Raw genomic sequence first — 13,186 nt, 5'->3', positions numbered from 1 at the left:
GCCAGCGTTCGTCCTGAGCCAGGATCAAACTCTCCATAGAAAAGTTATCCTTAGCTTTTACGCTGCTGTTTTGTTCAGTTTTCAAAGAACAACAAAGACATTTTCTATAATACTAGATCAACAATCCTTTGTCAACATGTTTTTTCATTTTGACAACGACACGTATTAATATATCATGGACATCTATATTCGTCAACAAAAAAATAAACGGATATGTCCGTTTATGAAATGACATATTGTTGAATGAAAATGAGTGCTAAAACACCTGGAATACCTAGAAAACCTGTCACGGTTACTGTAAACAAATTAATAGGCAAATGGATACCTGATACATCTCCGACAACATTAATTAAAAAAATAAATAAAGCCCCGATGACAAGACGAGCAATTCCTTCACCAATTAACCGCGTCAAACGTATCGGAATACCAATAAGCAAAATAATAACAATGAGACTGACGATCGACACAATGACAACTGTTTCATTCATATTTTTCTCTCCCTCAATCTTTTTTATTTTTAATATATGTTCACCTCACTTCTGTATGACAAGCCCATATAAAAAGGGAAGAGGTATCATCCCTTCCCAATCGATACTTTTCGCTTTTTAGCTTCCCGAAGGAGAAATAAATACTTAGCTTCAGCAATTTTTAAATCAAATATGACCTTTTCAGAAGGCTCAACACTTTTTTCTATTAATTGTTTCTTATCCATCCACTCATCCCGATAATGTTGCAATCGTTCAATCAGTTGGTCGTTAAATTGTTTGCGCAGCCATCCTTTTCGTTTCCAAAGCACTATAGTTCCCTTCTTCCTTCCAGAGCTTTAGATAATGTCACCTCGTCGGCGTATTCTAGATCGCCACCAACGGGCAATCCATGAGCAATACGCGTAATTTTAACACCTGTTGGCTTTAATAGACGGGAAATATACATAGCTGTCGCTTCCCCTTCAATATTTGGATTCGTCGCTAAAATCACTTCTTGAACCGTTTCATCTTGAAGACGTCTAAGCAATTCAGCAATTTTAATATCTTCCGGTCCAATTCCTTCCATAGGTGAAATCGCTCCATGTAACACATGATACAACCCATTATATTCTTTCATTTTTTCCATAGCAATCACGTCTTTCGGGTCTTGAACAACACAAATGATCGAACGATCTCGCTTGTCATCCTCACAAATATAACAAGGATCTTTATCGGTAATATGGCCACACGATGAACAATACGTTAAATTTCTTTTTGCATTTACAAGCGCTTTTGCAAAATCTAATACGACATCTTCTTTCATATTTAACACAAAAAACGCCAGACGGACGGCCGTCTTCGGCCCGATGCCTGGCAATTTCATAAAGCTGTCGATCAATTTCGATATCGGCTCTGGGTAGTACATAGTAGCCTCCTAGAATAATCCTGGTATATTCAATCCTTTTGTAAACTGTCCCATTGTTTGGGCAGTTAACTCATCAACTTTTTTTAACGCATCATTCGTTGCAGCAAGCACTAAATCTTGCAACATATCGATATCTTCTGGATCAACGACCTCCTCTTTAATTTTCACTTCTAAAATTTGTTTATGACCATTGGCAATAACGGTAACCATTCCACCGCCTGCTGTTCCTTCAACTGTTTTTTCTGCTAATTCTGCTTGTGCTTTCTCCATATCTTTTTGCATCTTTTGCATTTGCTTCATCATCTTTTGCATATTTCCCATTCCACGCATCATTTTCATCATTCCTCCATTATTCTTTAATTTCAATTAAGTTTTCACCAAACCACTTTTTCGCTTCTGAAATGAATGGATCTTCTTGTTCATGTTGTTCATCCCCATTTGTTTGTTGGCGAATGAACTGCTCTCGAATTTGAAGCCATTCACTTTCAGGAACAGGAATCGTATCAAGTTTCTTTCCCGTTAACTCAAATAATACGTGCTCTAAATTATCTTTAACATAGTTACTATTATCAGCAACCATCTTACAATGAATTTCATATTTAAATTTTAACACAAAAGCTGCGCCACTTGCTGCTACAGGTTCACTCTCTTGTAATAATGCCGCATGTGACACTTTATTTTGCTTTTTTAACGTCTCAAGCACATGTGGCCAATTTCCTTTAATAAGAGATAAATGCTGATGTGTTGCTTGGCGAAGCACTTCATGAATGCGTCCTATCGGTATTTTATAGTCTGTCCGAATACTTTTCCCTGTTTTTTTCACCGATTCACTTGTTTCTGAAGCAGAGGGCTTTACACCTGTCTCTTGTAGCCTTGCTAATTGTTCTTCTAACTGTTTCACCTTCTCTTCTAAGGCCGGAGAAAGCGAAGTTTTGATTACTCGTTCCTCCTCATAACAAAGCTTCACAATCGCAACTTCCATATGCACGCGCGGATGGTTCGTTAGGCGCATATCTTGTTGACTTTTACTTAACAAATCGATCGCTTCATATATAAGCGATGTTGGAATCATGTCAGAAAGCTCACGAAATCGTTCATCAACGAGCACACGATGCGTCACATCCTCTAGTTGAGGGGCCGCTTTATATAAAAGCATATCTCGATAATAGTAAATTAAATCTTCCACAAGACGATTCGGGTCTTTCCCTTGTTCCATTAAATGTTGAAAAAGACGCAACGCCTCAACGGTCTTTTTTTCATATATCGCGTAAATTAAATCTGCAATTTTTCGTTGTGAAACTGCACCTGTAACCGCTAACACATCTTCCAGTAACACACGATTGTCACTAAAAGAAATGGCTTGATCGAGCAAACTTAACGCATCACGCATTCCGCCATCAGCAGCACGTGCGATCGCAAATAGTGCTTCTTCCTCTACGTCTATACCTTCTTCTGCAACAACCGTTTTTAACCGAGAGACAATTGACTTTAACTCAATGCGTCGAAAATCAAATCGTTGACATCGCGAAACGATTGTTAAAGGAATTTTATGTGGTTCCGTTGTTGCTAAAATGAAAATCACATGTTTCGGAGGCTCTTCCAACGTTTTTAATAACGCATTAAACGCCCCGATGGATAACATATGCACTTCATCAATAATATACACTTTATACGGCGCTGACGTTGGAGCAAATTTCACCTTCTCCCGAATGTCGCGAATTTCATCCACTCCGTTATTTGATGCTGCGTCAATCTCTAACACATCAGAAATCGAACCGTTCGTAATGCCTAAACAAGTCGGACATTCGTTGCATGGCTCTGCTGTTGGACGATGCTCGCAGTTTACCGCTTTAGCAAAAATTTTAGCTATACTCGTTTTCCCTGTCCCACGCGGACCTGAAAATAAATATGCATGTGAAATCTTTTGTTGAAGCAGGGCATTTTGCAACGTTTTTGTCACGTGTTCTTGACCGACTACATCCTTAAAACTTTGCGGTCGAAAAACACGATATAAAGCTTTATAACTCACGAAACTGCCCTCCTCTTTGCTCATATCCCATTCATTATATCATTAAAAAACATACGAAAAAAGCACTTGCCTTTTGAGCAAGTGCTTGTGTGCCGAAATATGTAAATTGCCGTGCACCTTCTGTCGACTAGCTGCCATAGACGTTACTAGAGTAGTTAGCTCAGTTCAGGCACCCCTGCGGCACATGGGAGCGTCCGCTTACTGCTGCTTCCTTCCGGACCTGACAGGGTTCACGGATTCCCATTGCGCAGGACCCAAACGTCAACACCACTTACTCTAGGCAGACTCTACAGCAAACTAGCCTAAAGAAGGAATTCAGCCTCGCTAGAGCGGATTGCGAGTACAGGGCACCGCTACCTCCCCGCTTAGCACGGCAATGCGTTATCGCTAACGCAAGTATAAGTATATCTCTTTTTCATATAAATTGCAATGACTACACAATGGAATTTAATTGGAATTCGCTCTATTTTTTTCTTCCTTTTTTTGTTGACGTAAACGCCGAAAAAATTCGCTCAGCATTCCACCACATTGTTCAGCTAACACCCCGCTCACAACTTCCACTTGATGATTAAAGCGTGGCTCTTGCAATAAATTCATTAATGTTCCGGCACATCCTCCTTTCGGATCGCTCGCCCCAAACACAACCCGCTTGATGCGGGAAAGAACAATCGCTCCAGCACACATCGCACAAGGTTCTAACGTCACATACAGCGTTGCTTCTTCTAATCGCCACGTCCCTAGTTTTCGACACGCTTCATCGATAGCTAAAAGCTCCGCATGTGCAATTGATCGTTGATCTCGTTCACGTAAATTGTGAGCTCGCGCAATCACTTCATCGTTATATACAACAACTGCACCAATTGGCACTTCTCCGATGTTCTCCGCCTTTTTTGCTTCTTCAATAGCTAAATGCATGTAATACTCATCATTTCTCATTTTTGAAACTCCCGTACTTTTTATCATCTATAAGAGTATATCAAAATAAAAAAGCAACATACAGACGAATCGTTTTATGTTAAAATAAATTTTGTCTGTCTACACAGACGGTTTCACCTGAAGGAGGTTACACAATGTCCCACGTGCCCTTTATTACTGTTGAAGGTCCAATCGGTGTTGGAAAAACATCATTAGCAAAGGTCATTTCAGACTATTTTCAATATGAATTGTTAAAAGAAATTGTTGATGAGAATCCTTTTTTAGGTAAATTTTACGAAAACATCGAAGAGTGGAGCTTCCAAACGGAGATGTTTTTTCTATGCAATCGTTACAAACAGCTAGAAGATGTCGAAAAAAAGTTTTTAAGCAATGGGAAACCGGTTGTAGCTGACTATCATATTTTCAAAAACTTAATCTTTGCTAGACAAACTTTAAAGGGAAAACAATACGAAAAATATGTGCAAATTTATGACATTTTAACGAACGACATGCCAAAACCGAATGTCGTCATTTATTTGCATGCTTCATTACACACGTTGCTCAAACGTATCGCCTTGCGAGGTCGCGAATTTGAAAAAAACATTGATCCGAACTATTTACAACAATTATCACATGCTTACGAACAAGCAATGGAGCAATTTGAACAAGCTCACCCTCACATTCCTGTATTACGGTTTAACGGAGATGAACTCGATTTCGTTCATCGTGACCAAGACCGATTTTTTATTTTAAACGAACTGCAATCTGTTCTTAAAAGGAGCTTAGAACAATGAATTTACGAGAAAAATATCATATTCCAAGCGATGCTGTTATTACCATTGCCGGAACGGTTGGTGTAGGAAAATCAACAATGACAAAAGCGTTAGCTGATGCACTTCAATTCCGCACCTCTTTTGAAAAGGTAGACACAAACCCTTATTTAGATAAATTTTATGCTGATTTTAAACGTTGGAGTTTCCATCTTCAAATTTATTTTCTTGCAGAACGATTTAAAGAACAAAAACGTATTTTCGAATATGGTGGAGGATTTGTTCAAGACCGATCCATTTACGAGGATACTGGCATTTTTGCAAAAATGCATTTTGAAAAAGGGACGATGTCAAAAGTCGATTATGAAACATATACAAGTTTATTTGAAGCGATGGTCATGACACCTTATTTCCCACACCCTGATTTACTTATTTACTTAGAAGGAAGTTTTGAGGAAATCATTAAGCGCATTCGTGAACGCGGTCGCCCAATGGAACAACAAACACCGATTGAATATTGGAAAGAAATGTACGAAAGATATGAGAGATGGATCAACAGTTTTAATGCTTGTCCTGTTTTGCGCATTAACATTAATGAATACGATATTATTCGCGATGCCCAATCGATTGAGCCGATCGTCGCAAAAATTGGTTACATGATCGAACAATATCGCAAATTAAAAAAATAAGGATGCCCTCGCTTCATTTCGGGCATCCTTTCGTTTTGCTTATATAAAACAAAAATTCGTTACAATATGTAACGAATTATTCAATAAACAATCTCCATTTTATGCGCTGTGGTTTTGTGAACATTCGAATGGTGGCGGAGGAGGAGGGATTCGAACCCCCGCGCGCCTTTCGACGCCTCTCGGTTTTCAAGACCGACCCCTTCAGCCAGACTTGGGTACTCCTCCGTATCGACATGTATTAATCTATCATAATCATTATCCTATGTCAACACTTTTTATAAAAAAAGGGGAGGGCATTCTCCCCTTATGCAATGACTTCTTTTCCTCCCATGTATGGGCGAAGCACTTCCGGAATAACGACAGTTCCATCTTCTTGTTGATAATTTTCCAAAATCGCTGCAACTGTTCGTCCAATGGCTAAACCAGATCCATTTAACGTATGCACATGTTCTGGCTTCGCTTTTGGATCTCGACGGAAACGAATGTTTGCACGGCGAGCTTGGAACGCTTCAAAATTGCTGCAAGAAGAAATTTCTCGATACGTACCATAGCTTGGCAACCATACTTCAATGTCATATTTTTTCGCTGCAGTAAAGCCTAGATCAGCTGTACACATACTCATCACACGATACGGCAAACCTAATAATTGTAAAATACGTTCCGCATCATTTGTTAACTTTTCGAGTTCTTCATAAGAATCTTCCGGTTTTACAAATTTGACAAGCTCTACCTTGTTAAACTGATGCTGACGAATTAATCCGCGCGTATCTCTTCCTGCCGATCCCGCTTCTGAACGGAAACATGCGCTATAAGCAGCATATTTAATTGGCAAATCGTCCGCTGATAAAATTTCATCGCGATGTAAGTTAGTCACAGGAACTTCTGCTGTTGGAATTAAAAAGTAATCTTCACTCTCGATCCGGAACGCATCTTCCTCAAACTTCGGAAGCTGCCCTGTTCCTGTCATACTTGTTCGATTCACAATGTACGGTGGTAAAACTTCTTCATATCCGTGCTGTTCAACATGTACGTCTAACATAAAGTTAATTAACGCACGTTCCAATCGTGCTCCAAGGCCTTTATAAAACACAAATCGACTTCCTGTTACTTTTGCTGCGCGTTCAAAATCTAAAATTCCAAGCCGATCCGCAATTTCCCAATGTGGTTTCGGTTCAAAAGAAAATGAACGTGGCTCTCCCCATTTACGAATTTCTACATTGTCATCTTCTGATTCGCCAATCGGCACAGAGTCATGCGGAACGTTTGGGATTGATAAAAGCAACGTCTCAAGCTGTTGTTCCACTTCTCGCAATTCATCATCAAGCACTTTAATGCGATCGCCAACTTCACGCATTTCAGCAATCAGATGGTCTGCGTCTTTTTTCTCACGCTTTAAGATGGCAATTTGTTGTGACACATCGTTTCGCTTATTTTTCAATTCCTCCGCTTGCGCAATTAATTCACGGCGACGACGATCGAGCTGCTCGAATTGTTCAAAATCCGTTAAGTCCTCGCCACGATGCTGAAGTTTTTGTTTTACTTCCTCAAAATTGGCACGTAGAAATTTTAAGTCTAACATCGTCATTCCTCCTTTTTGATTTATGAAACAAAAAACTCCCGTCCCAAAAGAAAGGGACGAGAGTATTCCCGCGTTGCCACCCTAGTTGAAGACGTGCGTCTTCCACTCGAGACATGTAACGGTTCTCACCGGAAATGCCTACTAACTTCACGCGTTCAGCATTTCGCTCCAGGATGGATTCACAAGTCATTCCTGCCGATTCACACCAGCCATCGGCTCTCTGAAAGGAAGAGGGCTTGTTACTAGTTCCTGTCATCGCTTTTTCTTTATATCATTTTCTTGGAAATAATGTACTATAAGTTTAAACAAAATGCAACCTGTTTATTCTTTCGCTTCTTTAACCATGTTTATAAAATATTGTGTCATGCGATGATCGTCCGTTAATTCTGGATGAAACGAACATCCTAAAAATTGTCCTTGTCTTGCCGCGACAATACGGTCCTCATATGTCGCAAGGACATCAACGTCGTCTCCTACGGACACAATGTGCGGAGCTCGAATAAATACACCAATAAAATCGTCCGCAACACCTTTAATTGTTAAAGATGCTTCAAAACTTTCGCGTTGGCGTCCGAATGAGTTGCGTTCGACTGTAATATCCATTAAACCAAGGTGTGGTTCATCGTAACCAACAATTTTTTTGGCTAAAATAATCAAGCCTGCACACGTTCCAAACATTGGCTTTCCTTCACGCGCGAATTGCTTCAGCGGTTCCATAAACCCGTATTTGTCCATTAAACGACGCATCGTCGTACTTTCGCCGCCTGGAATAATAAGGCCATCAATATGTGCCAGTTGCTCCACCTTTTTAACAACTACCGCTTCGGCACCACACGCTTCAATTGAACGTACGTGTTCACGTACGGCTCCTTGCAATCCGAGTACCCCTATTTTCGTCATATTCATTGCTCCTTTATATTACCATCCACGTTCTTGCATCCGTTGTTCAGGAAGCAACGAAGAAATATCAATCCCTTTCATCGCTCCACCTAGTCCTTTTGATAAATGAGCAATTAATTCATAATCTTCGAAATGAGTTGTCGCTTCAACGATAGCACGCGCATATTTTTCAGGGTTTTCTGATTTAAAAATACCTGAACCGACAAATACACCGTCAGCACCTAAATGCATCATTAACGCGGCATCTGCTGGTGTTGCGACACCACCTGCTGCAAAGTTAACGACAGGAAGACGACCAAGACGTTTAATTTCTAACAGCACTTCAAATGGTGCGCCTAAGTTTTTTGCCTCTGTCATTAACTCATCTTCGCTCATGCTAACAACTTTGCGCACTTGAGCATTGACTTTTCGCATATGGCGAACAGCTTCGACAATATTTCCTGTTCCCGGTTCACCTTTTGTGCGAAGCATAGATGCCCCTTCAGCAATGCGACGAGCCGCTTCACCTAAATCACGACAACCGCATACGAACGGTACAGTAAATTGACGTTTATCAATATGAAATTCTTCATCTGCCGGCGTCAACACTTCGCTCTCGTCGATGTAATCTACACCAAGCGCCTCTAATACACGCGCTTCAACATAATGACCGATACGCGCCTTCGCCATGACTGGAATCGATACTGCTTTCATCACTTCTTCAATCACAGTCGGATCAGCCATGCGTGCAACGCCACCTGCTGCACGAATATCCGCTGGAACACGCTCAAGAGCCATAACAGCTACTGCACCTGCTGCTTCAGCAATTTTCGCTTGTTCTGCGTTCACGACGTCCATAATGACGCCACCTTTTTGCATTTCCGCCATTCCGCGTTTTACACGTTCTGTACCTGTAACCGCCACCGTTCATTCCTCCCATTATGTATATCGTTATTGTGATATTGTACTGAAAAATCAATCCAGCGACAACTATTCATCACTGCAGTACACTATCCATATTCTAGCATACGTTTTTACTACGTAAAAGTATAGAAACACTAACTACATTTTTTTATTTTAACTCAATTTTTTTAAAAATCACAATAAAAATTTTAAAGCCCTCTAAAAAGAGAGCTTTAAAATAATCCTTTCATCGCATTTGAAGCACCATTCCAAATATCACTGAACAATTCGCCAATCGCTCGCATCGCCAAAACGAAACCATTTGCTTTTTCTACAGCTCGCTTTGTTACGATCTCTACCTTTTCTCCTTCTTTTGTTAAGTAACCATAATCTGTTCCTTCATATTTCACGTACATATATCCTACTTTTTGTCCTTTTTTCACAGGAGCTGTTAACGTTTCTTTTTCAATGACGACAACAGGCTTATATTTTTTTTCTTCCCCTCGCTTAATGACAAGCGACAATGGTTGTTTTGTTGCAATGGCAACTTCTTTTTCTTTTCCTTTCTTTACTGCTACTGTTTTATGTTTTTTTGTAATATAACCTTTTGGATACAATTGTTGCACCGTATAGTTGCTAAACGCGTAATCCAGCATTTTTCTCGTCTGTTCAAAGCGCGATAAATGCGTACCTTTTCCATTCGTTTTCGCATTCATCACAACGGTAATAAAGCGCATGCCATTTCGCTCTGCTGTACCTGTAAAACAATATCCTGCAAATTCTGTATATCCCGTTTTAATCCCATCGACACCTTCGTATGCTGCAACAAGTCCCGGGAGCATCCAGTTCCAGTTATCCATTTTAATTTGGTCATCTGTTCCTTCTCGGAAATACTTACGAGGAATACTTGCTGTTTCTAAAATTTCTGGGAACTCATGATATAAATGATATGCTAATGTCGCTACAGCACGAGCAGACATCACATTTTCTTCGTTATCTCCGCTACCTGCAGGGTGCAATCCTCCTAAATCTTTGTTATTTAACCCTGTTGCATTGACAAACTTGTAATCTTTTAATTCTAACTCTTTCGCTTTTTCATTCATCATTTTAACGAAATTTGTTTCCGAACCACCAACAATTTCTGCAATAGCAACTGTCGCCCCGTTTGCTGAGTAAATCGCCATCGCTTCATACAGTTCACGCACTGTATATTTCCCATCTTTTCTCAACGGAACATTCGATAAATCGCGCTTTTGGGAAATTTGATATACATACTCACTTACTGCATATTCTTGATCCCATTTTACGCGCCCTTCATGAATAGCCTCTAGCAACAAGTATTCCGTCATCATTTTTGTCATACTAGCAATTCCTAAAACCGCATCAATGTTTTTTTGATATAAAATCTTCCCCGTCTCCGCTTCAACAAGAATAGCGGCATCTGCTTCAATATTTAGTACGTCTTCTTCCGCTTTTATATTTTGCGGTAAAGTCACCATAAATAAGAACATTGCTGCGATGGAAATGATGAAGCTCTTGTACCATGTTTTCACGCTCAAACCCTCCAACTCTGTTTTACATAACCGTTATTTTAACATACTCTTGTAAAAAAAAATAGACAGAGGAATCTTCCACCTCTGTCTAGTTGTTATTACATGAATGAGTAGTTTGGAGCTTCTTTCGTAATTTGAACATCGTGAGGGTGACTTTCTCTTAATCCTGCTCCAGTCATGCGCACAAATTGCGTTTTTTCTCGCAATTCTTCTAAGTTTTTCGTGCCACAGTAACCCATTCCTGCACGCAATCCCCCAACAAGTTGATAAATCGTATCGGCAAGCGGTCCTTTATAAGGTACTCGTCCTTCAATACCTTCTGGAACAAATTTTTTATTATCTTCTTGGAAGTAACGATCTTTACTTCCTTTCTCCATCGCTCCCACTGAGCCCATCCCACGATATACTTTAAATCGTCTACCTTGGTAAATTTCTGTTTCTCCAGGGCTTTCAGACACGCCTGCAAGCAAGCTACCGAGCATAACAGCATGTCCACCAGCTGCTAAAGCTTTTACGATATCACCAGAATATTTAATTCCTCCATCAGCAATAATAGCTACACCGTATTTTCGCGCTTCTGTTGCACAGTCATAAATCGCTGTAATTTGTGGCACGCCGACACCTGCGACAACCCGTGTCGTACAGATGGATCCTGGACCAATGCCAACTTTAATAATGTTCGCTCCTGCTTCAATTAAGTCGCGCGTCGCCTCTGCTGTCGCGACATTTCCTGCGATAATATTTAAAGTTGGATACGTGTCGCGAATTTTCCGTACCGTCTCAAGTACACCTTTAGAATGACCATGCGCTGTATCAACTACAATAACATCGACATTGGCTTCCACAAGCTTTTTCACACGCAACATCGTATCTGCAGTCACTCCAACAGCTGCTCCAACGAGAAGACGTCCTTTCGCGTCTTTTGCTGCGTTTGGAAATTCAATCACTTTTTCAATATCTTTAATCGTGATAAGTCCCTTTAACACACCTTGATCATCAACGAGAGGGAGTTTTTCAATTTTGTACTTTTGCAAAATTTTTTCCGCTTCTTCTAATGTTGTTCCAACAGGGGCAGTAATTAAGTTTTCTTTTGTCATCACATCAGAAATTTTCATTGAGTAATCTTGAATAAAGCGTAAATCGCGATTCGTAATAATTCCAACGAGCTTTTGTTCTTCCGCATTGTTGACGATCGGAACACCTGAAATCCGATATTTACTCATTAAATGTTCCGCGTCATATACTTGATGTTCAGGAGTTAAAAAGAAAGGATCCGTAATTACACCGCTTTCAGAACGTTTTACTTTATCGACTTGTTCCGCCTGTTGTTCAATTGACATGTTTTTATGAATAATTCCTAATCCTCCTTGGCGTGCCATTGCAATCGCCATTTCCGCTTCGGTTACCGTATCCATTCCTGCACTAATAATCGGGATATTCAATTTTAACGTTTTACTTAGTTCAACTGTTAAATCGACATCACGAGGCAACACTTCTGACTTGGCTGGGATTAAAAGGACGTCATCAAATGTTAATCCTTCTTTCGCAAATTTTGTTTCCCACATTGTTTTTCCCCCTCACTTTGGAAATATTAATTAGTAGAGTATCAACTTCGCTTTTTTCTGTCAAGAAAACACGAAAATGTTAGATAATTCGATCAATTGTATAAGGAGAATATACGATGTGGGAAGTATTTTACTCATCTAATTTTGTACATCAATTTTTAATTGAACGCTATAAACAAGAAGGACGAGAGGACGCTGAAAAGAAAAGTTACGACAATTGTTATCCATTTATGTACTACTTACAACATGGAAAAAAGTTTTATGATACGGCTCATGAAGCGCCGTTGGCTATCAAACCTGTTTTATTATTTTATGGGAATGTACAGCTTCTTAAAGCGTGTTTATTAACAATTCACCCTGATTATCCAGAATCATCATCAGTTTTAGCACATGGAGTATCGACGAGAAAAAGAAAAAAACAAAACTACGATTTTTTTAAAGACGAAGTAAAAATTCAAAAGCACGGGTTGTTTACTTATTTTTCTGAAAAAATGTTTCATGTGAAACACGCATACGGGGAAAAGTTTTGTATGGGGCAATTACTGCAACAAATTGAAGAACTAAATCCCTTATTTGATCTATATTTTAAACAACAAAATGAACGAAGCAAACAAATTCACGAAATCGTTGCTCACTATTTATTGCTTTATAATTTAAGTATGATTTGTCGCTATGAAACGGAATGGTGGTATGATCTCCTCCATAGTTATTCAAATGACGCATACCCTTTTATTGTACAGTTTTTAGACGTAACGGAACGAAAAGTACCGAGATATTTATATCATTATTTGCTACATAACAACAAAGACCAAGACTAAATCGTCTTGGTCTTCTCTTTGCCCGGCAACGTCCTACTCTCGCAGGCGGTGTCCCGCCAACTACCATCGGCGCTGGAGAGCTTAACTTCCGTGT

Annotated in this window: 14 protein-coding genes, 1 tRNA gene, 1 rRNA gene, 1 other RNA gene and 1 other annotated feature; of the genes, 3 read left to right on the top strand and 14 right to left on the bottom strand. The window is 39.7% G+C overall.

Features of this window, described 5'->3' with window-relative positions:
• Window positions 1–221: 221 nt before the first annotated feature.
• The 7 genes from EKC99_RS13980 to tadA all read right to left on the bottom strand — a co-directional run bounded on the left by EKC99_RS13980 (window position 222) and on the right by tadA (window position 4,357).
• Window positions 222–488 (bottom strand): pro-sigmaK processing inhibitor BofA family protein, encoded by a 267-nt coding sequence (locus EKC99_RS13980; protein ID WP_009360701.1) that lies wholly within the window; start codon window positions 486–488, stop codon window positions 222–224.
• Window positions 489–574: 86 nt separating this feature from the next.
• Window positions 575–796, bottom strand: a complete 222-nt coding sequence (locus EKC99_RS13975) for a YaaL family protein (RefSeq protein ID WP_163152447.1) — start codon at window positions 794–796, stop codon at window positions 575–577.
• Complete coding sequence (gene recR, locus EKC99_RS13970) at window positions 796–1,392, bottom strand: recombination mediator RecR (RefSeq protein ID WP_004888493.1); 597 nt, start codon at window positions 1,390–1,392, stop codon at window positions 796–798. The genes EKC99_RS13975 and recR overlap by 1 nt, the downstream gene beginning before the upstream one ends.
• A 9-nt stretch (window positions 1,393–1,401) precedes the next feature.
• On the bottom strand, window positions 1,402–1,725 hold the full coding sequence (locus tag EKC99_RS13965; RefSeq protein WP_009360703.1) for a YbaB/EbfC family nucleoid-associated protein: 324 nt from the start codon (window positions 1,723–1,725) through the stop codon (window positions 1,402–1,404).
• 16 nt (window positions 1,726–1,741) lie between these two features.
• Complete coding sequence (gene dnaX / locus EKC99_RS13960) at window positions 1,742–3,421, bottom strand: DNA polymerase III subunit gamma/tau (protein WP_163152445.1); 1,680 nt, start codon at window positions 3,419–3,421, stop codon at window positions 1,742–1,744.
• A 109-nt stretch (window positions 3,422–3,530) separates the two neighbouring features.
• Window positions 3,531–3,795, bottom strand: an RNA gene (gene ffs / locus EKC99_RS13955) — signal recognition particle sRNA large type.
• A 73-nt stretch (window positions 3,796–3,868) separates the two neighbouring features.
• Complete coding sequence (tadA, locus tag EKC99_RS13950) at window positions 3,869–4,357, bottom strand: tRNA adenosine(34) deaminase TadA (RefSeq protein ID WP_163152443.1); 489 nt, start codon at window positions 4,355–4,357, stop codon at window positions 3,869–3,871.
• Between the two features lie 134 nt (window positions 4,358–4,491).
• Between tadA and EKC99_RS13945 the strand changes: the two genes are divergently transcribed.
• On the top strand, window positions 4,492–5,130 hold the full coding sequence (locus EKC99_RS13945) for a deoxynucleoside kinase (RefSeq protein ID WP_163152441.1): 639 nt from the start codon (window positions 4,492–4,494) through the stop codon (window positions 5,128–5,130).
• Window positions 5,127–5,795, top strand: coding sequence for a deoxynucleoside kinase (locus EKC99_RS13940; protein WP_009360707.1), 669 nt, complete (start codon window positions 5,127–5,129; stop codon window positions 5,793–5,795). Before EKC99_RS13945 ends, EKC99_RS13940 begins: the two co-directional genes overlap by 4 nt.
• Window positions 5,796–5,927: 132 nt before the next feature.
• On the opposite strand, the gene EKC99_RS13935 is transcribed toward EKC99_RS13940, so the two are convergent.
• The 6 genes from EKC99_RS13935 to guaB all read right to left on the bottom strand — a co-directional run bounded on the left by EKC99_RS13935 (window position 5,928) and on the right by guaB (window position 12,274).
• A tRNA-Ser gene (locus EKC99_RS13935) sits at window positions 5,928–6,020 on the bottom strand.
• A gap of 79 nt (window positions 6,021–6,099) precedes the next feature.
• Window positions 6,100–7,374: a serine--tRNA ligase gene (gene serS, locus EKC99_RS13930; RefSeq protein WP_163152440.1), complete on the bottom strand. Its 1,275-nt coding sequence runs from the start codon at window positions 7,372–7,374 to the stop codon at window positions 6,100–6,102.
• Between the two features lie 49 nt (window positions 7,375–7,423).
• Window positions 7,424–7,639, bottom strand: a binding site (T-box leader).
• 56 nt (window positions 7,640–7,695) lie between these two features.
• Window positions 7,696–8,274 carry a pyridoxal 5'-phosphate synthase glutaminase subunit PdxT gene (gene pdxT, locus EKC99_RS13925; RefSeq protein ID WP_163152438.1) on the bottom strand — a complete coding sequence of 193 codons (579 nt, stop codon included), beginning with the start codon at window positions 8,272–8,274 and terminating at the stop codon, window positions 7,696–7,698.
• Window positions 8,275–8,292: 18 nt separating this feature from the next.
• Complete coding sequence (pdxS, locus tag EKC99_RS13920; protein WP_009360710.1) at window positions 8,293–9,177, bottom strand: pyridoxal 5'-phosphate synthase lyase subunit PdxS; 885 nt, start codon at window positions 9,175–9,177, stop codon at window positions 8,293–8,295.
• Between the two features lie 212 nt (window positions 9,178–9,389).
• Entirely contained in the window at window positions 9,390–10,667 is a 1,278-nt protein-coding gene (locus tag EKC99_RS13915) for a D-alanyl-D-alanine carboxypeptidase family protein (protein WP_240468892.1), read from the bottom strand.
• Between the two features lie 140 nt (window positions 10,668–10,807).
• Window positions 10,808–12,274, bottom strand: a complete 1,467-nt coding sequence (gene guaB, locus EKC99_RS13910; RefSeq protein ID WP_163152434.1) for an IMP dehydrogenase — start codon at window positions 12,272–12,274, stop codon at window positions 10,808–10,810.
• 116 nt (window positions 12,275–12,390) lie between these two features.
• Here guaB and EKC99_RS13905 point away from each other — a divergent pair, with 116 nt between their 5' ends.
• Window positions 12,391–13,092, top strand: a complete 702-nt coding sequence (locus tag EKC99_RS13905) for a YaaC family protein (RefSeq protein WP_163152432.1) — start codon at window positions 12,391–12,393, stop codon at window positions 13,090–13,092.
• A 20-nt stretch (window positions 13,093–13,112) separates the two neighbouring features.
• On the opposite strand, the gene rrf is transcribed toward EKC99_RS13905, so the two are convergent.
• Window positions 13,113–13,186, bottom strand: a 5S ribosomal RNA gene (gene rrf, locus EKC99_RS16145); the annotation flags it as partial.

Origin of the sequence: Anoxybacillus sp. MB8 (genome assembly GCF_011006755.1) — a bacterium.
In the GTDB taxonomy this organism is placed as follows: domain Bacteria; phylum Bacillota; class Bacilli; order Bacillales; family Anoxybacillaceae; genus Anoxybacillus; species Anoxybacillus gonensis.
Note: the sequence above shows the minus strand (reverse complement) of the source record. Positions and strands in the feature narration are given on the sequence as shown.

Bases quoted from the DNA above. Each gene is read 5' to 3' on its own strand.
- EKC99_RS13980 (WP_009360701.1), bottom strand. From the start codon at position 488: ATGAATGAAACAGTTGTCATTGTGTCGATCGTCAGTCTCATTGTTATT.
- recR (WP_004888493.1), bottom strand. From the start codon at position 1,392: ATGTACTACCCAGAGCCGATATCGAAATTGATCGACAGCTTTATGAAA.
- EKC99_RS13965 (WP_009360703.1), bottom strand. From the start codon at position 1,725: ATGATGCGTGGAATGGGAAATATGCAAAAGATGATGAAGCAAATGCAA.
- tadA (WP_163152443.1), bottom strand. From the start codon at position 4,357: ATGAGAAATGATGAGTATTACATGCATTTAGCTATTGAAGAAGCAAAA.
- EKC99_RS13945 (WP_163152441.1), top strand. From the start codon at position 4,492: ATGTCCCACGTGCCCTTTATTACTGTTGAAGGTCCAATCGGTGTTGGA.
- EKC99_RS13940 (WP_009360707.1), top strand. From the start codon at position 5,127: ATGAATTTACGAGAAAAATATCATATTCCAAGCGATGCTGTTATTACC.
- serS (WP_163152440.1), bottom strand. From the start codon at position 7,374: ATGTTAGACTTAAAATTTCTACGTGCCAATTTTGAGGAAGTAAAACAA.
- pdxT (WP_163152438.1), bottom strand. From the start codon at position 8,274: ATGACGAAAATAGGGGTACTCGGATTGCAAGGAGCCGTACGTGAACAC.
- EKC99_RS13915 (WP_240468892.1), bottom strand. From the start codon at position 10,667: ATGTTCTTATTTATGGTGACTTTACCGCAAAATATAAAAGCGGAAGAA.
- guaB (WP_163152434.1), bottom strand. From the start codon at position 12,274: ATGTGGGAAACAAAATTTGCGAAAGAAGGATTAACATTTGATGACGTC.
- EKC99_RS13905 (WP_163152432.1), top strand. From the start codon at position 12,391: ATGTGGGAAGTATTTTACTCATCTAATTTTGTACATCAATTTTTAATT.